Source organism: Phycicoccus sp. 3266, from assembly GCF_031456495.1.
Taxonomy (GTDB): Bacteria; Actinomycetota; Actinomycetes; order Actinomycetales; family Dermatophilaceae; genus Pedococcus.
Genome location: NZ_JAVDUW010000002.1, coordinates 538,596 through 558,683, shown reverse-complemented (window position 1 = coordinate 558,683; position 20,088 = coordinate 538,596). Strand labels below are relative to the sequence as shown.

General features: G+C 73.5%; 18 protein-coding genes and 1 tRNA gene. 7 read left to right on the top strand and 12 right to left on the bottom strand.

What is annotated here, in order from left to right:
* Positions 1-2: 2 nt before the first annotated feature.
* The 4 genes from J2X64_RS12490 to J2X64_RS12475 are packed head-to-tail and all read right to left on the bottom strand — an operon-like array spanning position 3 to position 4,727.
* On the bottom strand, positions 3-1,328 hold the full coding sequence (locus J2X64_RS12490) for a cyclopropane-fatty-acyl-phospholipid synthase family protein (protein ID WP_310154786.1): 1,326 nt from the start codon (positions 1,326-1,328) through the stop codon (positions 3-5).
* A complete protein-coding gene (locus J2X64_RS12485; protein WP_310154783.1) occupies positions 1,325-2,659 on the bottom strand; it encodes a cyclopropane-fatty-acyl-phospholipid synthase family protein in 1,335 nt (444 codons plus the stop codon). The genes J2X64_RS12490 and J2X64_RS12485 overlap by 4 nt, the downstream gene beginning before the upstream one ends.
* A complete protein-coding gene (locus tag J2X64_RS12480; protein WP_310154780.1) occupies positions 2,656-3,387 on the bottom strand; it encodes a DUF1365 domain-containing protein in 732 nt (243 codons plus the stop codon). Before J2X64_RS12480 ends, J2X64_RS12485 begins: the two co-directional genes overlap by 4 nt.
* Complete coding sequence (locus J2X64_RS12475; RefSeq protein ID WP_310154777.1) at positions 3,384-4,727, bottom strand: FAD-dependent oxidoreductase; 1,344 nt, start codon at positions 4,725-4,727, stop codon at positions 3,384-3,386. The genes J2X64_RS12480 and J2X64_RS12475 overlap by 4 nt, the downstream gene beginning before the upstream one ends.
* Positions 4,728-5,207: 480 nt before the next feature.
* On the opposite strand from J2X64_RS12475, the gene J2X64_RS12470 reads away from it, so the two are divergent.
* Positions 5,208-6,170: a MerR family transcriptional regulator gene (locus J2X64_RS12470; protein ID WP_310154775.1), complete on the top strand. Its 963-nt coding sequence runs from the start codon at positions 5,208-5,210 to the stop codon at positions 6,168-6,170.
* Between the two features lie 157 nt (positions 6,171-6,327).
* Here J2X64_RS12470 and J2X64_RS12465 read toward each other — a convergent pair whose 3' ends face one another.
* Entirely contained in the window at positions 6,328-7,812 is a 1,485-nt protein-coding gene (locus tag J2X64_RS12465; protein WP_310154772.1) for an MFS transporter, read from the bottom strand.
* Positions 7,813-7,979: 167 nt separating this feature from the next.
* Between J2X64_RS12465 and J2X64_RS12460 the strand changes: the two genes are divergently transcribed.
* Positions 7,980-8,576: a TetR/AcrR family transcriptional regulator gene (locus J2X64_RS12460; RefSeq protein WP_310154770.1), complete on the top strand. Its 597-nt coding sequence runs from the start codon at positions 7,980-7,982 to the stop codon at positions 8,574-8,576.
* A 294-nt stretch (positions 8,577-8,870) separates the two neighbouring features.
* A complete protein-coding gene (locus J2X64_RS12455) occupies positions 8,871-9,224 on the top strand; it encodes a cupin domain-containing protein (RefSeq protein ID WP_310154766.1) in 354 nt (117 codons plus the stop codon).
* Positions 9,225-9,299: 75 nt separating this feature from the next.
* Here J2X64_RS12455 and J2X64_RS12450 read toward each other — a convergent pair.
* A tRNA-Met gene (locus tag J2X64_RS12450) sits at positions 9,300-9,376 on the bottom strand.
* An 85-nt stretch (positions 9,377-9,461) separates the two neighbouring features.
* Entirely contained in the window at positions 9,462-12,431 is a 2,970-nt protein-coding gene (locus J2X64_RS12445; protein ID WP_310154763.1) for a UPF0182 family protein, read from the bottom strand.
* A gap of 259 nt (positions 12,432-12,690) precedes the next feature.
* Between J2X64_RS12445 and J2X64_RS12440 the strand changes: the two genes are divergently transcribed.
* Positions 12,691-13,245, top strand: a complete 555-nt coding sequence (locus tag J2X64_RS12440; protein WP_310154762.1) for a PPA1309 family protein — start codon at positions 12,691-12,693, stop codon at positions 13,243-13,245.
* A 50-nt stretch (positions 13,246-13,295) separates the two neighbouring features.
* Here the strand turns inward: J2X64_RS12440 and J2X64_RS12435 are convergent, their stop codons facing one another.
* From J2X64_RS12435 to J2X64_RS12425, 3 genes are read right to left on the bottom strand one after another with little or no spacing between them, the layout of a single operon-like run.
* Positions 13,296-14,435: a PDZ domain-containing protein gene (locus J2X64_RS12435; RefSeq protein WP_310154759.1), complete on the bottom strand. Its 1,140-nt coding sequence runs from the start codon at positions 14,433-14,435 to the stop codon at positions 13,296-13,298.
* Positions 14,432-14,896, bottom strand: coding sequence for a molybdenum cofactor biosynthesis protein MoaE (locus J2X64_RS12430; protein ID WP_310154756.1), 465 nt, complete (start codon positions 14,894-14,896; stop codon positions 14,432-14,434). Before J2X64_RS12430 ends, J2X64_RS12435 begins: the two co-directional genes overlap by 4 nt.
* On the bottom strand, positions 14,893-16,044 hold the full coding sequence (locus J2X64_RS12425) for an NAD-dependent epimerase/dehydratase family protein (protein ID WP_310154753.1): 1,152 nt from the start codon (positions 16,042-16,044) through the stop codon (positions 14,893-14,895). The genes J2X64_RS12430 and J2X64_RS12425 overlap by 4 nt, the downstream gene beginning before the upstream one ends.
* A gap of 61 nt (positions 16,045-16,105) precedes the next feature.
* Here J2X64_RS12425 and J2X64_RS12420 point away from each other — a divergent pair, with 61 nt between their 5' ends.
* Both J2X64_RS12420 and J2X64_RS12415 read left to right on the top strand, forming a co-directional pair.
* Complete coding sequence (locus J2X64_RS12420) at positions 16,106-17,530, top strand: zinc-dependent metalloprotease (protein WP_310154750.1); 1,425 nt, start codon at positions 16,106-16,108, stop codon at positions 17,528-17,530.
* On the top strand, positions 17,527-18,144 hold the full coding sequence (locus tag J2X64_RS12415; RefSeq protein ID WP_310154747.1) for an NUDIX domain-containing protein: 618 nt from the start codon (positions 17,527-17,529) through the stop codon (positions 18,142-18,144). The genes J2X64_RS12420 and J2X64_RS12415 overlap by 4 nt, the downstream gene beginning before the upstream one ends.
* On the opposite strand, the gene J2X64_RS12410 is transcribed toward J2X64_RS12415, so the two are convergent.
* Together J2X64_RS12410 and J2X64_RS12405 are read right to left on the bottom strand one after the other, a co-directional pair.
* Entirely contained in the window at positions 18,141-18,752 is a 612-nt protein-coding gene (locus J2X64_RS12410) for a M48 family metallopeptidase (RefSeq protein WP_310154744.1), read from the bottom strand. The genes J2X64_RS12415 and J2X64_RS12410 overlap by 4 nt on opposite strands.
* Before the next feature lie 126 nt (positions 18,753-18,878).
* On the bottom strand, positions 18,879-19,703 hold the full coding sequence (locus tag J2X64_RS12405; protein ID WP_310154741.1) for an enoyl-CoA hydratase/isomerase family protein: 825 nt from the start codon (positions 19,701-19,703) through the stop codon (positions 18,879-18,881).
* Positions 19,704-19,835: 132 nt separating this feature from the next.
* Here J2X64_RS12405 and J2X64_RS12400 point away from each other — a divergent pair, with 132 nt between their 5' ends.
* On the top strand, positions 19,836-19,994 hold the full coding sequence (locus J2X64_RS12400) for a DUF5679 domain-containing protein (protein WP_091756008.1): 159 nt from the start codon (positions 19,836-19,838) through the stop codon (positions 19,992-19,994).
* Positions 19,995-20,088: the final 94 nt, after the last annotated feature.

Genomic DNA, 20,088 nt, shown 5'->3' with positions numbered 1-20,088 from the left:
GCTCACGACCACCCGCCGGGGCGGACCGGCTCGACGTCGGACCGGCCGGAAGGGCCGGGGCGCACGGCGAGGATCTGGTCGACCCCCATCCGGCCGTCCCGGAAGGCCATCGAGCCGCCCACGAGGTAGAGCCGCCAGACGCGGGCGATCTCCTCACCGACGAGGTCCACGGCGCGGTCCCAGTTGGCCTCGAACGTGTCGTGCCAGGCGTCGACCGTGCGGACGTAGTGCTCGCGCAGCGCGTGCACGTCGCGCACCTCGAGTCCGGACTCCTCGATCAGGGCGACGGTGTCGCCCACCGGCCGCATGTGCATGTCGGGGGCGATGAACTGCTCGATGAACGGCCCGCCGCCCGGGTGCCGGCCGCGGCGCGACATCTGCTGGACGAGCACCCGGCCGCCGGGGCGGACGGCGTCGTGCAGGACCTTGGCGTAGGTCGGGTAGTTGCGCTGCCCGACGTGCTCGCCCATCTCGAGCGAGACGACCGCGTCGAAGCCGGTGTCCGGGACGTCGCGGTAGTCCTGCAGCCGGATCTCGACCCGGTCCTGCAGGCCACGCTCGCGGATGCGCGCGTCGATGAACCGCTTCTGCTCGGCGGCGATGGTCACCCCGGTGACCTGCGCGCCGAAGTGCTCCGCGGCATACAGGCTCATCGAGCCCCAGCCGCACCCGACGTCGAGCAGCCGCGATCCCTCGCGCAGGCCGAGCTTGCGGCCCACGAGCTCGAACTTGTCGCGCTGAGCGTCCTCGACCGTGTAGTCGGGGTCGTCGGAGCGCCAGTAGCCGCACGAGTACGCCAGGTGGGGGTCGAGGATCAGCTGGTAGAAGTCGTTGGACAGGTCGTAGTGGTGGGAGATCGCGGCCCGGTCACGGCGCAGGCTGTGCAGACGGCCGCGGACGACCGCCTGGCTGGCGGGCGGCGGCAGCGGGCGACCGAGCACCCCGGCGCTGCGCGCGAGGCGCACCACCCCCGCGACCACCGCCGGCGTCGGCCGTATGCCGCCGAGCCCGCGTTCCTGCGCCACCGACCACACGTGCGTGAGGGCGTCGTCGAGGTCCCCCTCGACGTCGAGCTCCCCCGTGACGTACGCCTGCGCGGCCCCCAGCTCACCGGGGTGGCGCAGCAGCCGGCGCAGCGCCCGCGGCGAGCGGACGACGACCCGGGGCGCGTCCGCCGGGCCGGCGCTGCTGCCGTCCCAGAGGGTGAGGTGCACGGGGAGCTCGCCGCCCACGACGGGGGCGAGCGCCTCCGCGAACTGGGTCGCGAGCCCGGAACGCGTTGCGGCAGAAGCGGACTGGGGCGCGCGCGGGGAGTCGAGCGTCGTCACGCGGTCACCTCCCGGCGGAAGACGAGCTGCTGCACGTCGAGGTAGCCGGACCGGAACCCGGCCTCGGAGTACTGCAGGTAGAAGTGCCACATCCGGTCGAACACCTCGTCGAACCCGAGCCGGTGGACGTGGTCGAGCGCGCCGAGGTAGCGCTCGTCCCACAGCCGCAGCGTCTCGGCGTAGTGGCGGCCGAAGGACAGCCGCTCGGTGAGCCGGAGCCTGGTGTGCTCGCGGGTCACGTCGGCGAGCGCCTCGGTCGAGGGCAGGAAGCCGCCCGGGAAGATGTACTTGTTGATCCACGTGTAGGTGTTGCGGGTCACCAGCATCCGGTCGTGTGGCATGGTGATCGCCTGGATCGCGACCGACCCACCGGGCGCGAGGACGCGGTCGATGGTGCGGAAGTAGTCCTTCCAGTACTGGTGCCCGACGGCCTCGATCATCTCGACCGAGACGACGGCGTCGAACTCGCCCTGCACGGCGCGGTAGTCGAGCAGCTCGACGTCGACGCGGTCGGAGTACCCGGCCGCCGCGACCCGCTCGCGGGCCAGCTCCTGCTGCTCGCTGGACAGCGTCACGGTCAGGACGCTGGCGCCGCGCGACGCCGCCCGGATGGCGAGCTCGCCCCAGCCCGAGCCGATCTCGAGCACCCGCGTGCCGTCGCCGACCCGCGCCGCGTCGAGGATGCGGTCGATCTTGCGCTCCTGCGCCGCGCGCAGGTCGGCCCACGTGGGAGCAGCGGGTGCGGGGCTGACGAGCGCGGTCTCCCCCGTCACCGAGGCCACCCGCTGCGCCGGCGCCTCGAACAGCGCCGAGGAGTACGACAGCGTGTCGTCGAGGAACGAGGCGAACAGGTCGTTGGACAGGTCGTAGTGCCGGGCGATGTTGCTGCGGGTGTTGCGGGTCGTGTTGCGCTCGGTCGAGGGGTGCCGCGCGACGTAGAAGGCACGCAGGCGCTGCAGCGGCGCCGGGATGAGGGTCGCCATCTGCGCCGCGAACACCTCGAGCAGGCCGGCGAGGTCGGGCGAGTCCCAGTCCCCGGCCATGTAGGACTCGCCGAAGCCGATGAGCGCCTTGGAGCCGACCGCGGCGTAGAAGGCCTCGGGGCGGACGAGCCGCATGACGGGGGCCGACGGGTCGTTCGCCCCACCGCCGAGGACCTCGCCCTCGGCCTCGACGCGGACGGCGAGCCGCCGGACGGCGGAGCGGAACAGCTGCCGCGCGACCGCCGACTCGACGCCCCGGCGCACCTTGGCGCGTGAGGCGGCAAGGTCGGGCCAGCGGACCGGGTCGATGGTGGGGCGGGACGCGAGGACGGGGTCTGCGGTGGTCACTGGACGGCCTCCTGGTGGTGCGGGGGTCGGGGTTGGACGGGGAGCCGGCGCAGCCAGAGCCGGATGCCGTGCAGGCGGATCCGGGCCATGACGGCCAGCGGTTCGAGCGGTTGGGTCAGGGCGAGGCGGAGCACCGACCGGGTGGTCACGGGCACCGCGACACCGGTCATGCCGGCGACGAACGGGTCGTGACCCTGCCGGTGCAGAACGACCTGGACGTGCAGCCGGTCGTCGGGCTCGGGGACGGTCAGGGAGTAGCGCCCGGACACGTCGTTGAAGGGCGAGACGTACAGCGCCTTGTCGACCTCGGCTCGGCCGCGCTCGTCGGCGCGGACGAGGTAGGCGTGCCGGTCGCCGTACGTGTTGTGCACCTCCACCACAGTGGCGACGAGCTGGTCGTCGCGGTCGTGGCACCAGTGGATGCTGATGGGGTTGAAGACGGTGCCGAGCACCCTCGGCATGGCGAGCATCCGGATCCGCCCGCCCCGCAGGTCGATCCCCTGCGTCGCGAGGAACGCGTCGAGGTTCTGGCGCAGGCTCTGGTCGGGGTCGCCGAGGTGGTCGCGCGCCTCGAAGCGCGCGAGGGGCGCAAGGACCCCGAGCCGCGGCAGGTCGTCCAGGTCCACGAGCCACGTGTGGCTGCGGTGGGCGAACCGGTGCCGCAGCGGCGAGGTGCGGGCGTGGCGGATGCTGGTGCGGTAGATCCGGGTGCCCCTACCCGGCCTCACGAACCCACCGCCGCCGGCACGGCGTCGCCGTCCGGGTCGGCGTGCCGCCCGCGGCTGGTGCGAGGCGTGGCGGACCACTCGGCGCCGAGCACGCGGGCAGCCTCGACCCCCGAACGCGCCCCGTCCTCGTGGAAGCCCCACCCGTGGTAGGCCCCGGCGAACGCGATGCGCGACGAGTTGATCAGGGGAAGCTTGCGTTGCGCTGCAACGGATTCCGGCGTGTAGAGGGGGTGCCCGTAGTGCATGGTGTCGATGACGAGGTCGGGGTCGACACAGTCCACGCCGTTCAGTGTGACCAGGAAGCGCGGCCCGGGCACGTCGATGCGCTGGAGCCGGGTGAGGTCGTAGGTCACCAGGACCCCCGCACCGTCCCGCCCGGGGCGTCGCCAGTAGTTCCACGAGGCACGGGCGCCGGCGCTGCGCGGCAGCACCGACTCGTCGGTGTGCAGCTGGGCGACGTTGGAGGAGTAAGGAATTGCGCCCAGCACCTCGCGCTGGAGGTCGGTCGGCTCGCCGAGAAGCGACAACGCCTGGTGCGGGTGGGCCGCGACGACGACGCGGTCGTAGACCTCGCGCCCACCCGTGGCGTCGTCGACCACCACACCGTCCTCGCGCTCCACGACCGAGGTCACCGGCGTCCCGAGGCGCACGTCGTCGAGGCGGGCTGCGAGGGCCTGCACGTAGCGGGCCGACCCGCCGACGACCGTCCTCCAGGTCGGGGACCCGAAGACGGTCAGCATCCCGTGGTGGTCGAGGAACTCGAACAGGTACCGGGCCGGGTAGCGCAGCGACACGGTGGGGTCGCAGGACCACACCGCGGCGACGACCGGCTCCAGGAAGTGCCGGGCGAAGTAGTCGCTGAACCGCACACGGGCGACGAACTCGCCCAGCGTCTCGTCGCGCGCGGCGTCGTCGTCGCCCCGCGCCAGGACGGCCCGGGCGGCGCGGTGGAACCGCTTCACCTCGACGAGCATGCGCAGGTATGCCGGGTCGGTGGCGTTGCGCGCCGTGGGGAACAGGCCCCGGGCACCCTTGGCACCGGCATACTCCAGCCGCGCGGCGTCGTCGCGGATCGACATGCTCATGTCGGAGTCCTGCGTCTGGACGCCGAGCTCGGCGAACAGCCGCAGGAGCGTCGGGTACGTGCGGTCGTTGTGGACGATGAAGCCGGTGTCCACGCCGACGACCCGGTCGCGGACCGTGACGTCGTGGGTGTCCGCGTGGCCACCGAGGCGGGAGTCGGCCTCGTACAGGGTCACCGGCCCGTCCTGGGCGAGGACGTGCGCGGCGGCGAGGCCGGCGATGCCGCTGCCGACCACCGCGCTGCGTGCTCCGGACATCAGAGGGCCTTTCGTAGGGGGCGTCGCCGGGAGTTCGGCGTGCGCGCGGCGCCGGATTGGGTCCGCAGCGCGGGCGCGGACGGCGGCACCCTCTCGCCGTCGGGCGCGGCGGCGCCGGGCGTGCGGCCGGGACACCGCCGGGACCGAACCACGTCGGCGGCGCGTCGCTGACCCGTCATCGGGCGGACGGGCGCGGCCATGGGCGCCATCCTGTCAGCCATGGGCGCCACCGGCAGGGCGGCGCCGCCGTCTGCCCCCTCCGCGCGCAGACGGCCGGCGACGCCGTGCGCCCCGTCGCCTGCGGCCCGGCCCCGGGGTCCCGTTGAGGGATGGACGGGACGGGACCCCGGAGCCGGACACGACCTTCGGTGGAGCGCGAACCCCGGTGTACAACCCCTGTCCAGGGTTCGCCCTTGAAGCATGCGCTTCCTTCCCCATGTTGTCCAGACTTTGTCCAATCCTGAGGGGTAACCTCCGATCGTGCACACCATCGGCCACACGGCCTCGCTCACCGGGGTCCCGGTCGCCACGCTGCGCGCGTGGGAGCGGCGCTACGCCGTGGTGTCCCCCACGCGAACCGCGGCCGGGTACCGGCTGTACGACGACCTCGCCGTGCGGACGCTGACCGCGATGGCAGCCCTGGTGGCGGCCGGCTGGGCTCCACGGGACGCGGCTGCGCACCTCGCGGCCGGGGAGGCCGAGACCCGACCGGCGGACACGGAAGGGGGGCGCGCGAGAGGCGCGAGCGCGGCGGCGGGGGGCGCTCCTGACGAGAGCGGGCAGGCTGCCGACCGACCCGGCCCAGCCGTCGCGATCGCAGGGGCGGACACCACCGTCCTGTCGAGGGCCGCCGCGGCGCTGGACCCACGGCTGGCCGAGTCGGCGCTCGAGGAGGCGTTCGCCGTCGCGGGCCCGGAGCAGGCGGTCGACGGCTGGCTGCTCCCCGCCCTGCGCGTCCTCGGTGAGGACTGGAGGGCCGGCCGCGTGGACGTGGCCGGCGAGCACCTCGTGACCGCTGCGGTCCAGCGCCGGCTCGGGGCGGCCCTGGACGCCGCCGGCCCGCAGCTCGGCAACCCGAAGGTGGCGGTCGGGCTGCCCCGCGGCGCGCGCCACGAGCTGGGCGTCACGGCATTCACCCTGCTCCTGCGCCGGTCCGGCCTGCAGGTGGCGTACCTCGGCCCCGACGTGCCGCCGGAGTCGTGGGCAGTGGTGCTGCGGCACCACGCCCCCGCCGCGGTGGTGCTGGGCGTCCCGTCGGCGGACGACGTCGCGGCGGCCCGGGAGGCAGCGGCCGTCCTGGGCGCAGCCGACCCCCGGCCCACCGTGTACGTGGGCGGGTCCGCGCAGGCCGCCGTGGGCGCCGGGACCGTGCCGCTCGGGCACCACGTGCGGTCCGCGGTCGCGCGCCTGGTCCGGGAGCTCCGGGCGCAGGGCGTCGCCTGACCCGGGCCCCGCCGGGCCAGCTCCCCTCCCCTCCCCGCTCGTCTGCGCGCACGCCTGCGCACCACTGCGCGCGGATCCGGTCCATGCGCACTGACACGCTCGTCTGCGGGCAGACGAGCGTGTCAGTGGGCTGGTCGCCCTCCGGGAGGAGGACGGGTCAGGCGGCCGGCTCCAGCACCGCCTCGGCCTGCGTCGGGGCCCCGGACGTGGTCGCCTCGGACCTCGGGGTCCGCCGCCGCGCCGAGAGGCTGACGAGGAGGGCCACCGCGACCGCGATGAGCCCTGCCGCGACACCGAACCCGCGGTCGGCGCCCAGCACGAAGAGCTCCTTGGCGGCAGCACTCGCCCCCGGCCCGGACGCGGCGCCGGGACCGGCGGTCGCGAACACGGTCACGAGCACCGCCAGGCCGACCGCACCGCCGAGCTGCTGGGTGACGTTGACCAGGCCCGAGGCCACGCCGGCCTCGTGCGGGGCGACCCGCACCATGCCGGCCTCGGTGAGCGGCACGAACGCCGTGCCGTTGCCGAGCGCGAACACCACCATCGAGACGACGAGCTGCGCATAGGTCGTGCCCACCCCGACGCCGGTGAGCAGGACGAGTCCCACGAGGGACATCGTCATGCCGACCAGCATGACGGCGCGGCCGCCGAAGCGGGGCACGAGGACCCGCGTGGCCAGCTGGGAGCTGATGAAGACCGACACCGGGAAGGGAACGAACGCCATCCCCGTGCGCACCGGCGACCAGCCGAGGACCAGCTGGAAGTACTGGCTCAGGAAGAAGAACGCGCCCATGCTCCCGGCCACGAGCAGCAGCCGCGAGGTGTAGGCGACGACCCGCTCGCGGTCCGCGAAGAGGTGCAGCGGTACGACGGGCTGGGCGACCCGGCGCTCGACCACCACGAAGGCGGCCAGGAGCACGGCCGAGGCGACGAACGAGCCGACCGCGGAACCGCTCCCCCACCCGTGCGCCGCGGCGGAGATGAAGCCGTAGACGAGCGCCGTCATGCCCGCCGTCGACAGCAGGCTGCCCACGACGTCGATGCGGCCGTGCTGGGAACGGCTCGCCGGCAGCGCCGCGCGGGACAGCCCGAGGACCACCAGGCCGATCGGGACGTTGACGAACATGACCCAGCGCCACGAGGCGTACGAGGTGAGGAGCCCACCGGCGATGAGCCCGATCGCCGCACCGCTCGCGGACACGATCGTGTAGTAGCCGATCGCCCGGGTGCGGTCACGCGGCTGCGGGTACAGGCCCATGAGGATGGCCAGGGCGGACGGGGCCACCAGGGCGGCGCCGACCCCCTGCGCGGCACGGGCGAGGAAGAGGTGGCTGCCGGCGTCGGCGAAGCCGCCGAGCAGCGACGCCACGGTGAAGAGCGTCATGCCGACGGCGAAGACGGTCCGCCGGCCGAAGAGGTCACCCGCGCGGGCGCCGAGCAGCAGCAGCCCGCCGAAGGCGAGGGTGTAGGCGTTGACGACCCACGAGAGGTCGGCGGGCGCGATGTGCAGCGCCTGCTGCATGTCGGGCAGCGCGATGTTCACGATGGCCGAGTCCAGCACGATCATCATCTGCGTGATGAGGACGACGGCGAGGGGTAGCCAGGTCCGGGTGGGCGTGGCCGGGGTGGTGGTGGAGCTCATGGGTGGGGAGGTCCTTCCCGACAGGGCGTATCATCGAGGTGAAGCGGAGGCCTCCTCCGCGTCGTTGCGAAGCGAGACGGCGGTCGAGTGACCGCGGAAGCGGAGAGAGCCTCCGCTTTCAGGTACTATACGGAGAGAGCCTCCGTTTACGCAAGGTGGAATGCCATATGGGTGCCGACGACGCCAAGCCGCTGCGCGCGGACGCCGCCCGCAACCGCGCCCGCCTGCTCGAGTGCGCCACCGTCCTGTTCGCCGAACGTGGCGTCGAGACCTCGCTCGACGACGTCGCCAAGGCTGCCGGTGTCGGCATCGGCACCCTCTACCGCCACTTCCCCACCCGCGACGACCTCGTGCTCGCGGTCTACGGCGCCCAGATCGACGCGCTCGACCAGCGCTCGCGCGAGCTCTCCACCAGCGAGGACCCGGGCGCCGCGCTGCGTGAGTGGATGCGGGGCTTCGTCGCCTTCTACGCGGTGAAGCAGGGCATGGTGACGCTCCTGCGCGCGATGATGAACGGCAGCCGGTCCGAGCACTTCCAGCACACCCGCGAGACCCTGCGGCTGGCCGCCGAGCGCATGCTCGCCCCCGCGATCGAGGCCGGCGTCATCCGCGACGACGTCGCCGCCCCGGAGCTGCTGCGGGCACTGGGCGGCATCTGCCTGACGAGCGAGCCCCGGACCGTGAGCCCGGAGTCCACGCTCGCCCTCGTCGACCTGGTCTACGACGGCCTGAGGTTCGGCGCGAAGGCCCCCGCCACCGCCTGAGCGACCACCGCACCGCCGCACCAGCGCGAACGCCAGGCGTCCGGATCCGGCTGGGCCACCGCGCCGGTACCGCACGGAGGGCTCGCCCTCGGGTCACCCCTTTGGCGGTGTCCACCAACGCGTCCCGGTGGCACGCTCGGCAGCACACGAGAACCGGGTCGGCGCCTGCTGGAGGCCCGGGAAACGCCTCCCCCGGGCCTGGGGCCGACGTGGTCGCACCGGTGCACACGGCCGGGAACACCCGTGCCGTTGCCACCCTCCACCGCACACGAGCACCGCACACCGGGAGGGCACATGACCGACAAGCAGAACATCGAGACGCCGCACGAGCGCCGCCCCTTCAAGGACCACGGCCACATGGACGTCGTCACCCTGGGGGACTTCACCCTGGGCCGCGGCGTCTTCGAGCCGGGCTGGCGCTGGTCGCAGGACGTCCAGCCGATCGCCGGGACCGACTCCTGCCAGACCCACCACACCGGCATCTGCCTGTCCGGGCGGATGACGGTGCGGTTCGAGGACGGCGGCGAGCTCGCCGTCGCCCCGGGTGACGTCGTGGACATCTCCCCCGGCCACGACGCCTGGACCGAGGGGGACGAGGCCTGCGTCCTGCTCGACACCGGCATCGCGGCATACGCCCGGCCCAGCTGACCGGCAAATCTGACCGGCTCACGCACGACGAAGGCCCGGACCGTGTGGTCCGGGCCTTCGTGTCGCCGATGCGATTGGTAGCGGGGGCAGGATTTGAACCTGCGACCTCCGGGTTATGAGCCCGGCGAGCTACCGAGCTGCTCCACCCCGCGTCGGTAGTCCCAACTCTACGGGACTCCCTGCGGTTGGGCCAAATCGGGCGCCCACGCTGCTGTCCGTCGCCTGTCCCGGGCTCTCCTACTTCGTCGTCGTGGCGCTCGGCGACGGCGTGGTCGCCGTGCCCGACGGGGTCGGCGTCACCGTGGCGCTGCCGCCCTTGGGGGCGGCGGCCACCGCGCGCTTGATGGCGTCGTCGAGCTTCTTCTGCGCCTCGCCGTATGCCGCGAAGTCGCCCGCCTTGAGCGCCTTCTGGCCGTCGTCGTACGCCGACTGGATGTCGGCGAGCGCCTGGGCCAGCGCCGCGTTGCCGGTGGACGGCGTCGTCGGGGTGGTGGGCGTCGTCGGCGTCGAGCCCGTGCCCGAGCCCGTCCCCGAGTCGCCCGCCGTGGCACCGGACCGGCCACCGAACAGCCCGTCGAGCGCGCCGTCGAGGGTGTCGGACCACGCCAGCTTGTTGCCGAACGCCACCACGGTCGCCCGCGACAGCGGGAACGACGAGGTGCTGTTGGCGCTGACGTAGATCGGCTGGACGTAGAGCAGACCGCCCCCGACGGGCAGCGTCAGCAGGTTGCCGAGGGTGACCCGGGAGCCCTGCTGGCGCGCGTTGTTGAGGAACTGGCTCAGCGTCAGGCTGAACGCCGCTGAGGTCTGGTTCGAGGAGTTGATGTCGTTCTGGACCTGGCCCGGGCCACGCACCTGGCTGTCCTTGGGCAGCTCGAGCAGGCGCAGCTTGCCGTAGTCGGCGCTGGGCTGGCCCGCGGTGGAGCCGGCGTCGGCGTCGACCGCGAGGAAGCCCGACAGGACCTGCCGGTCGCCGACCGGCTTGAACGTCGTCGTGAGCGAGAACTTGGCGCTGTCCTGGTCGGGCATCTTCAGCGTCAGGTAGTACGGCGGCTGGTCGACGTTGCGGGCCTCCTGCGCCGGGTCCTCGGGGACCTCCCAGTAGTCCTGGCCGCCGTAGAACGACGCAGCGTCGGTGACGTGGTACTGGGTCAGCACCTGCCGCTGCACCTTGAACAGGTCCTCGGGGTAGCGCAGGTGCGCCATGAGGTCGCCGCTGATCTGCGACATCGGCAGCACCGTGTTGCCGAACGCGTTGCTCCACGCCTTGAGCAGCGGGTCCTTCTCGTCCCACGTGTAGAGCTTGACCGCGCCGCTCTCGGCGTCGACGGTCGCCTTGACCGAGTTGCGGATGTAGTTGACCTGCCCGCTGCCGATGGGCCGCACCGCCGAGGAGGTGGCGGTCGTGGAGTCGGACGTGGCGTTGTCGATCTCCTTGAGCCGCGAGTACGGGTAGTCCGCCGTGGTCGTGTAGCCGTCGACGATCCACTGCACCCGTCCGTCGACGACGGCGGGGTACGGGTTGCCGTCGAGGGTCAGCCACGGGGCGACGCGCTCGACCCGCTCCAGCGGCTTGCGGTGGTCGAGGATGCGGCTCTGGTCGGTCACCGCGTCCGAGAGCAGGAAGTTGAGCTCGCGGTACTTCAGGGCGTAGGCCGCCTGCCGGAAGATCGAGCTCAGCCTGACGCCGCCGCCACCGGAGTAGGTCGTGTTCTTCTGCCCCGCGGTGCTGTTGTCCGGGTAGTCGAACTCGCGCGGCGCCGCACCCGGCGCGCCACCGACGATCGAGTAGTCGGGCGACTTCTCACCGAAGTAGATCCGTGGCTGGAAGTCGCCGAGCGGCCCCGTCTGCGGGATGTTCTGCTCGTAGAAGACCGGCTCGCCGTCCGCCGTGCGCTGGTTGCCGTATGCCGCGACGACCCCGAAGCCGTGGGTGTAGACGGTGTGGTCGTTGAGCCAGTTCCGCTGGTTCTGCGGCACGCCGTCGAGGTCGAGCTCCCGGACGGCGACGACGGTGTCGCGCACCTTGCCGTCGATGGCGTAGCGGTCGACGTCCAGGGCGTCCGGGAACGCGTAGTACGACTTGACCGACTGCAGCTGCTTGAACGTCGGGGACACCACGATGGGGTCGACCAGGCGGATGCCGGGGATCGTCTCGGCGTCGTCGCGCAGCTGGTCGGGCTTGGCCTCCGTCGTCGCCGTGTACGGGGTGCTGCTCAGCCCGTCGATGCCGTATGCCGCGCGCGTGGCGTCGATGCTGCGCTGGATGTACTTCTGCTCCAGGGACTTCTCCGACGGTCGGACCTGGAACCGCTGCACGAGGGCGGGGTAGATGCTGCCGACGACGACCGAGGTGACGACGAGCAGTCCCACGCCGACGGCCGGCAGCCGCCAGGACCGGGTCCAGATCGAGGCGATGAACAGCGCCGCCGTCATCACGGCGGCCACGGCCAGGATCACCTTGGTGGGCAGCACTGCGTTGGCGTCGGTGTACCCGATGCCGGTCAGCAGCCGGTTGTCCTTCGTGGCCAGGCTGTACCGGTCGAACCAGTAGCTCGCGGCCCGGACCAGCACGATGGCGGCCAGCAGGATCGCGAGGTGCGTGCGAGCCGCCCGCGTCGTGCGCTCGCCACGGCCCTGCACCTGCAGGCCGCCGTAGACGTAGTGGGTGAAGGCAGCCGCCACGAGCGCCATGACGAGCGCCATCGTCAGGAAGCCGAGCAGGAACCGGATCCAGGGCAGGGTGAAGACGAAGAACGACAGGTCGAGGTTGAACTGCGCGTCCCTCCGGCCGAAGGGGACGCCGTTGCGCCACAGCAGGTACGTCTTCCACTGACCTGCCGCACCCGTGCCGGCGAGCAGGCCGAGGACACCCGGGATGACGACCATGGCGACCTTGCGCAGCGGCTCGATGGCCTCGCGGTACTGGTCGAGGTTCTGCTGCTGCGGCGTCACCGGCGCGTAGATCGGCCGGGTGCGCCAGCCGACGACGAGGCTGGACGCGACGAGCGCCGCGGTGATGACGAAGCCGAGGACGAAGAGCACGGCCTTGGTGAGCAGCTCGGTGCGGAACACCTCCTCGTACCCGACGGACTGGTACCAGAGCACCTCGGTCCACACGGATGCCGCGACGGAGACCACGATGCCCAGCGCCACCACGATGGCGATCGTCGGGCCGAGCGGACCACGCCGCCGGCGGAAGGCCATGGTCGGGGGCCGCCTGCCGCCGGGCCCGCCCGGGCCGCCACCGGGCCGGCCGCCTCCCGAGGACTCGCCCGGCCCGAACCACTCCGAAGAACTCACACCACGCCCGATCTGCCGCGCGAGCAGCCACCCCGGCCACCTGCTGGTAGTGGGACCAACTTACCGATGACGGCTGGGGTTCCCGGGAGGTTGGCGCCGTCCCCCGTCCCCGCCACCCCACCGACCGCTGACCCGGCGCCCTCTGCCTCGGCGCCTCCGGCCGATGCGGCACCATGAGCGGGTGAGCCAGACCAGCCGTCCCGTCGCGGACCCGTTGTCCATCGCCGCCCTCGACACCGAGCGCCACGTCGCCGCGTCCGGGTGGGACCAGAACCCGCGGCTGTTCGCCCTCGTCCCCACCGCCGACCTGCTCGAGCGTGAGCCGCACCTGCGCGCGGGCATGCACGGGTCGGACCTCGCCGAGGGGGCCCTGAGCGCGATCGAGCAGGAGAACCTGCCCCCCACCTCGAACATCGAGTCGCTGCTCGGCGGCATCGCCTGGCCGGAGTCCGTCGTCGGCGCAGCCCTGGCCGTCGAGCGGATCGTCGTCCCGCCGGAGGCCGAGCGCGACCTGCCCGTCCACGCCCAGTCCGCGGTCGACGCCCTGGCCTCGCACCCCGCCCGGCAGGACGTGCGGCTGCTCGTCGCCGTCACCCGCGACGGCCAGAGCCGCTGCCTGCTGCGCCAGCGCGCGCACGACAGCGACGACCAGGTCGCCCTCGGCGACGACATCGCCCCGGGCCTGGTGCACGCCCTCAGGGCGACGCTGCAGGACTGACGCGGCTGCGCGGCATACCCGCCTGCCCGCTCACGCGGGCGGGCGGGGCCTCACTTCGTGCAGGTGGGCAGCGAGCCGCCGCGGTGGGCGGCGATGGCCTCGACGGAGGACCGGGCCTGGTCGAAGGTCGCGATCCGGACCACACGCAGGCCGTCCGGCACGTGGCCGACGACCTCGTTGCAGTTGTCGGCGGGCGCGAGGAACCACTGCGCACCGCCGTCGCGGGCGCCGACGAGCTTCTGCCGGATGCCGCCGATCGGGCCGACGGCGCCGGTGCTGTCGATCGTGCCCGTGCCGGCGACCTTCGCGCCGCCGGTCAGCGCCCCGGGCGTGAGCGTGTCGTAGAGACCGAGCGCGAACATGGTGCCGGCCGAGGGTCCGCCGACGTTGCCGGCATCGATCTTGACGGTGAACGGGAAGTCGAACCGGACCCCGAGGAAGACGCCGATCGTCGTCCGGCCGCCGGCGTCGCGGGTGGTCGCGGTGACGTCGACCGGCTTGCCACCACGGACCAGCCCGAGCTTCACCGTCTGGCCGGCCGTGTGCTTGCCGATGGCCGTCCGGATGGAGGCGCTGTCGACGACGGCCGTCCCGTCGACGCTGACGATCTCGTCACCCGGGCGAAGGACGGACCGGTTCGGGCTGTCCTGCGTGACCTGGGCGATGACGACGTGCTGCACGACCTTCTGGCCGACCGCGCGGAGGGCGACCGCGATCGCCTCCTGCTGCGAGTCGGCCATCTCCGCAGCGCCCTCCTCCTGCACCTGCTTGTCGGTGATGCCCTTGGGGAAGTACGCCTCCTCCGGCTCGATCTCCTCGCTGCGGTTCAGGGCAGCCCCCAGCAGGTCCCACACGGTGACCCGGAAGCCGGGTCCGCCGGCGACCCGGACGGTGGTGAAGTCGAGGGCGCCCTCGGTCGGGTAGGTCTTCGCGCCGGAGACGGTGATCAGTGGCGTCTTGCCGGACGCGATGATGTTGGTGACGGGTCCGGGCTTCAGGACGACGTAGGGCAGGCCCACCATCGTCGAGAGCGCGGCCAGGGCGATGAGCAGGAAGCCGCCGACGAGGACGGCGACCGACCGGCGGCCGAGGCGGTAGTCGTCCCGCCCGTCCCCGTCCTGGGGGCCGAGGGGTCCCTGGGGGCCCTCGGGCCCGGCGGGGGGAGGCGACGACGTGGACGACAGGGTCACGGCAGCCCCACCCACTCGTCGGTGCCGTCGGCGAACTGCTGGTGCTTCCAGATCGGCACGGTCGACTTGAGCGTGTCGATGAGGTCGCGGCAGGCCTCCATCGCCTCACCGCGGTGCGGGGCGGAGACGCCCACGACCACGGCGAGGTCGCCGACCTCGAGGTGTCCGGAGCGGTGCACGGCGGCGAGCCGTGCAACCGAGTGCCGCGATGCGACGTCCCTGCAGACGCGGGCCAGCTCGTCCGCGGCGCTGGGGTGGCTGGAGTAGTCGAGGGCGCTCACGGGCTCACCGTGGTCGTGGTCGCGCACCACCCCGACGAACAGCGACACGGCTCCGCAGCGCGGGTGCCGCACGGCGTCGAGGACCTCGTCGACCCCCAGCGGCTCGTCCCGGACGACGGCGAGGACGACCTCGGCCTCCCCCATCGGCTCGCTGGTGGTCCCGGTGGTGCGGTCGGTCATGACCCACCCTTCCTGCGGCGACGCCGCATGATGGCCGCGGTGCCCACGAGGGCGACCGCGGCGCTGGCCGCCCCGAGGGCGGCGTCCTTGCGGTCGAGGCGTCGCGCCGCGACCGCGTGCGAACCCCGGATGGTGTCGAGCAGCACGCCGAGGCAGGTCTCGTTGTCGTGGACCGGCTCCCACCCGTCGTCGAGCAGTCGGCCCGCCGACACCGCCCAGGGGAAGGCGACGAAGGCGAGGTCGCTGGCGGGTGCCGGCAAGACCCCAACGCGGTGGAGCCGGTCCGCGGTTCCCATGGCCGCACCGAGGCTCAGCTCCACCGGTCGCATACCGGTCAGGCGCTCGAGGTCACGCTGGGTGAGGTGCCCCGGGGCGCCCACCGACACCGCACCGTCGATGCCCCGCGCCACGACGAGGGCCACGGCGGAGCCGAGGTCGTCGACGTGGCAGAACTGCCACGCCGGGTCCGAGCCGCGGACGGTCAGCAGCCGAGGGGCCTCGAAGTGCCGGGTGAGCACCGTGTCGACGCCGTCGCCGACCAGGGCAGCCGGTCGGACGGCGGTGATCCGCAGCCCGGGGTGCACGTCGCGGGCGACGCCCACGAGCTGCTCGACGTCCATGAGGTCACCGACCTGGCCCTCGTCGCTCGGTGCGCGCAAGGGGGCGTCGTCGGGCAGCGGGACCGGGTTGTCGGGGTGGGCGCCGTAGACCTGCGCCCCCGTGACCACCACGAGGTGACGGACCCCGGCGGCCGCGGCGGCGGTGATGACCGTCTGTGCGCGGCGCAGGTTGCGCTCGCGCCGCACCCGCGCCCCGAGCGCCAGGTCGGAGTCGAGGTCCGTGCTCGTCGCGACGTATGCCGCGGCGTGCACGCCGCGCAGCGCCTCCACCAGCGTGGGGTGGGCCGGGTCGCACTGGCGGTACTCGACACCGCCCACCGGCGGCCGCTCGACGTCGACGGCCAGGACGGTCCCGATCCGCGACTGCGGCCCGCGTGCGGTGGCGCCGGCGGTCCCCCGGGCAGCGGTCGTCACCAGCGCGCGCAGGACGGCCTGGCTCGCCGCGCCGGCGGTGCCGACGACCGCGACGTCGACGGCGCTACGCCGCGAGCGAACTGCACCCCCCTGGGCGCCCGCTGGGGAACTCACCGTGGCCTCCACGTGGTTGTCTTGGACGAAGCCATCCTCTCAGGACTCCCGAGGAGCCGTTGTGCCCGACCACCCCGACCTGCCCGACCTGCCCGGCGACGACGCCGGTTCGGGGCTGCCTCCCGAGCTGGAGCAGGTGCTGCGCCGGCTCACCGGCGGCGCCGGGCTCGACCCCCAGATGGTGCAGGCGCTCAAGGACATGGGCGTCGACCGGGTCGACCCCGCGATGCTCGAGATGATGGCCGGCCAGGTGCAGGCCATGTTCACCGGCGCGGCCGGCGACACCGGCGAGCCGTTCAACGCCACGCTCGCCACCGACACCGCGCGCAAGGTGGTCGCCGCCGAGGGCGACACGCTCGTCCCGGACGCCGCGCGCCGCCAGGTCGACCAGGCCGTCCAGGTCGCCGAGCTGTGGCTCGACCAGGTGACGGCGTTCGAGGCGCCGGGCATCAGCACGCACGCCTGGAGCCGGGCCGAGTGGGTCGAGGCCACGATGCCCACGTGGCGGGACCTCGTGGGCCCCGTCGCCGAGGGCGTCGGGCGCGCGGTCGGCGACGCCATGCGCGCGCAGATCGCCGAGCTGGGCGAGGGCGGGATCCCGGAGGGGATGCTGCCCGAGGGCCTGCTGCCCCCCGGTGTCGACCCCGCCGCGATGCTCGGCCAGATGGAGCCGGTCATGGCCCGGATGAGCGGCTCGATGTTCGGGCTGCAGGTCGGCCAGGCGGTCGGCGCCCTGGCGTCCGAGACCGTCAGCGGCACCGAGGTCGGGCTGCCGCTCGTGGCCGACCGGTCGGTCGCGCTGCTGCCGGCGAACGTGGAGGCCTTCGCCGAGGGGCTCGGGGTCGACCTCGACCAGGTGCGCCTCTACCTCGCCGTGCGCGAGGCCGCCCGCGTGCGGCTCTTCGCGCATGTGCCGTGGATCGGGCCGCAGCTGCTGACGGCGGTCCGCGACTACGCGCGCGACATCACGATCGACACCGACCGCATCGAGTCGGCCCTGCAGTCGGTTGACCCCAGCGACGCCACCGCGCTCCAGTCGGCCCTGCAGGACCAGCTCTTCCGACCCGAGCCGAGCCCCTCGCAGCGCGCCGCCCTCAGCCGCCTGGAGACCTACCTCGCCCTGGTCGAGGGCTGGGTCGACGTGGTGGCCGAGCGCGCCACCCGCGACCACCTCCCGCAGGCCGCCTCCCTCGCCGAGGCCATCCGGCGCCGCCGCGCGACCGGCGGCCCGGCCGAGAAGGTGTTCTCGGGCCTCGTGGGCCTGGAGCTGCGGCCGCGCCGGCTGCGCGACGCGGCGAACCTCTGGGCCGCGCTGGAGGCCGCGCGCGGGCAGGAAGGGCGTGACGCCGCCTGGGGGCACCCGGACGTCGCCCCCACCGCCGCCGACCTCGACGACCCCTTGGGCTACGTCGAGCGGGTGGGCACCTCCGAGGACAGCGCCCTCGACTCGGCCCTCGACCAGATCCTGCGCGAGGGTGAGCAGTGACCGGACGCGACACGGGCACCGCCACCGGCGTGCCCGCGGCATACCTCGCGCTGCGCGACGACGCGGTCGCGGCACTCGAGGCGTGGCAGGCACCCGACGCCGGGCAGGAGCAGTGGCGCCGCGAGTTCCTCGAGCTGTGCGCGGCCCACCCCGACGCACTGTGGAAGCAGGGGCCGCCGCAGCACCTGACGACCGGCGCGATCGTGCTCAACCCCTCGCTCGACCGCGTGCTGCTCACCCACCACCGCAAGGCCGGGATGTGGCTGCAGTTCGGCGGCCACTTCGAGCCGCAGGACGCCTCCGTGCACGCGGCCGCCACCCGCGAGGCGCGTGAGGAGAGCGGGTTGCCCGACCTCGTTCTCGACCCGCGGATCGTCGAGCTGCACCGGCACGAGCTGGTCGCCGCGGCGTTCGGCCGGTGCGCCGAGCACCTCGACATCCGGTATGCCGGCGTGGTGCCGGACGACGCCGGGTACGCCGTCAGCGAGGAGTCCCTCGACGTGCGCTGGTGGCCGGCCGACGACCTGCCCGCCGACAGCGCGCACGAGATCGGCCCCATGGTGCTGGCCGCGCGCCGGATGCTCGGCCGGTCCTCGCGCCCGTCGCTCGGCTAGTCCTCGGTGGGGCCGAACTCCAGGGCGGCCTGCCCCGGGGCCCCGTCGGGCTCGTCGACGTCGTCGAGCTCGTCGACGAGCGGCTCGGCGGGTGAGTCACCGTCGGACAGCTCCAGGCCGGCAGCGGCAGCGACGCCCTCGAGGTAGCCCCGCGCGCGCTCGAGCCTGGGGTAGCCGGACAGCAGGGCCCAGAACTCGGGACCGTGGCCGGGGGCCAGCAGGTGCGCGAGCTCGTGCAGCACGACGTAGTCGAGGACGTACCCGGGCATGCCCTTGACCCGCGAGGAGATGCGGATCGTGCCGTCGGAGGGGGTGCACGACCCCCACCGGGACTGCTGGTTGGAGACCCAGCGGATCGAGGTGGGCTTGGCCAGGCCGCCGAGGTAGCGGCCGGAGAGCTCCGCAGCCCGCGAGCGCAGCTGGGCGTCACTGGGCCGGCGCCGGCGGTCCCCCCGCTCAAGCCGCTCGACCATGGTGGCCACCCACTGGCGCTCCTCGGCCTTGGTGAAGCGGGCCGGGATGAGCACGATCGTGCGCCCGCCCTCGCGGTAGGCGCTGACGGTGCGGCGCCGCCGGCGGCTGCGCCTGACCTCGATGTCGGTGCTCACGCTCCCACGATAGGCGAGGGATCGGACATTTCCCGTGCTCCGGCGCGCCCGGGACGTCGCGGGGACACGCCCGGGGTCCCGTGGGACGCGCCTCGGCGCGTCGCGGGGCCGGGGCGTCCGGGGGCGTCAGCGGCCGCGGAACTCCGGTCGGCGCCGGGCCGCCGCGGCGGCGATCCCCTCGTGCACGTCCTCGGTGGAGAGGGTGGTTGCCTGGGCGAGGGCCTCCCACTGCAGGGCGGTCTCCACCGTGTCGTGTCCTCCCCCGCGCAGGGCCTGCAGGGTGAGCCGGGTGGCGACCGGCGCGGCGGCCGCGACGCGGTCGGCGGCGGCGAGCGCCTCGTCCAGCACGGCCTCTGCCGCGAGAGCCCCCGAGACCAGTCCCAGGCCGACGGCCTCCGCTCCGGTGACGACCCGGCCCGTGAGCAGCAGGTCCCGGGCGACGGCCATCCCGGCGACGTCCGGCAGCGACCACGTCGTTGCCATCCCCGGGTGCAGCCCGAGCGAGGTGAACGGCACCCCGAGCCTGGCGTCCTGTGCGGCATACCGGATGTCGCAGGCCAGGGCGAGCGCGAACCCGGCACCGATCGCGGCCCCGTTCACCGCCGCGATCGTCGGCACCGGCAGGTCCCGCACGGACAGCCACGACCGGTAGAACGCCAGCATCCGCTCCCGCAGCCGTGGGACGGAGGCGTCCGGCTCGGCCACGATCCACGACAGGTCGCCACCGGCGCAGAACGCCGGCGGCGCACCCGTGACGACGACGGCCGCGAGGTCCTCGTCCTCCCCCAGCCGTCCCATCAGCCGCACCCACGACCGGGTCATCGCCTCGGACATCGAGTTGCGTCGCTCGGGCAGGTCGAGGGTCACGACCGCCACCCGACGGCCCGAGGCCTCGCGCAGGGCGACCGACAGGTCCTCGAACGGGGTCTCCCACCAGGTCAGGGCGCTCATGGGGGCGAAGACTAGGGGGTCCGCTGAGCACGACGCATCCGCCCCCCTTGCGGGAATTTGTGCTCAGGATGGTCTAGGTTGGCCGAAGTCCGACACCGCACCGTGCGGTGTGATCGACAAGGAGACATCGCGATGGCAGACGAGACCTACAAGGGCGAGTTCTACTGCGTCAAGTGCAAGGAGAAGCGCGAGGCCGAGGGCAAGGTCGTCGAGACGAACGGCCGCCGCATGGCCAAGGGTGTGTGCCCGGTCTGCGGCACCAACCTCAACCGCATCCTCGGCAAGGCCTGACACAGGACTTCCCATCGCAAGGGGCGGACCCGACCAGCTGGTCGGGTCCGCCCCTTGCTGCGTCCCGGTCGGCGGTGGCGGCCAGCCGTGCCGG

Excerpts from the sequence above, each read along its gene's own strand:
- J2X64_RS12475 (WP_310154777.1), bottom strand. The coding sequence starts at position 4,727 with ATGTCCGGAGCACGCAGCGCGGTGGTCGGCAGCGGCATCGCCGGCCTC.
- J2X64_RS12465 (WP_310154772.1), bottom strand. The coding sequence starts at position 7,812 with ATGAGCTCCACCACCACCCCGGCCACGCCCACCCGGACCTGGCTACCC.
- J2X64_RS12460 (WP_310154770.1), top strand. The coding sequence starts at position 7,980 with ATGGGTGCCGACGACGCCAAGCCGCTGCGCGCGGACGCCGCCCGCAAC.
- J2X64_RS12455 (WP_310154766.1), top strand. The coding sequence starts at position 8,871 with ATGACCGACAAGCAGAACATCGAGACGCCGCACGAGCGCCGCCCCTTC.
- J2X64_RS12445 (WP_310154763.1), bottom strand. The coding sequence starts at position 12,431 with ATGGCCTTCCGCCGGCGGCGTGGTCCGCTCGGCCCGACGATCGCCATC.
- J2X64_RS12440 (WP_310154762.1), top strand. The coding sequence starts at position 12,691 with ATGCGGCACCATGAGCGGGTGAGCCAGACCAGCCGTCCCGTCGCGGAC.
- J2X64_RS12430 (WP_310154756.1), bottom strand. The coding sequence starts at position 14,896 with ATGACCGACCGCACCACCGGGACCACCAGCGAGCCGATGGGGGAGGCC.
- J2X64_RS12405 (WP_310154741.1), bottom strand. The coding sequence starts at position 19,703 with ATGAGCGCCCTGACCTGGTGGGAGACCCCGTTCGAGGACCTGTCGGTC.
- J2X64_RS12400 (WP_091756008.1), top strand. The coding sequence starts at position 19,836 with ATGGCAGACGAGACCTACAAGGGCGAGTTCTACTGCGTCAAGTGCAAG.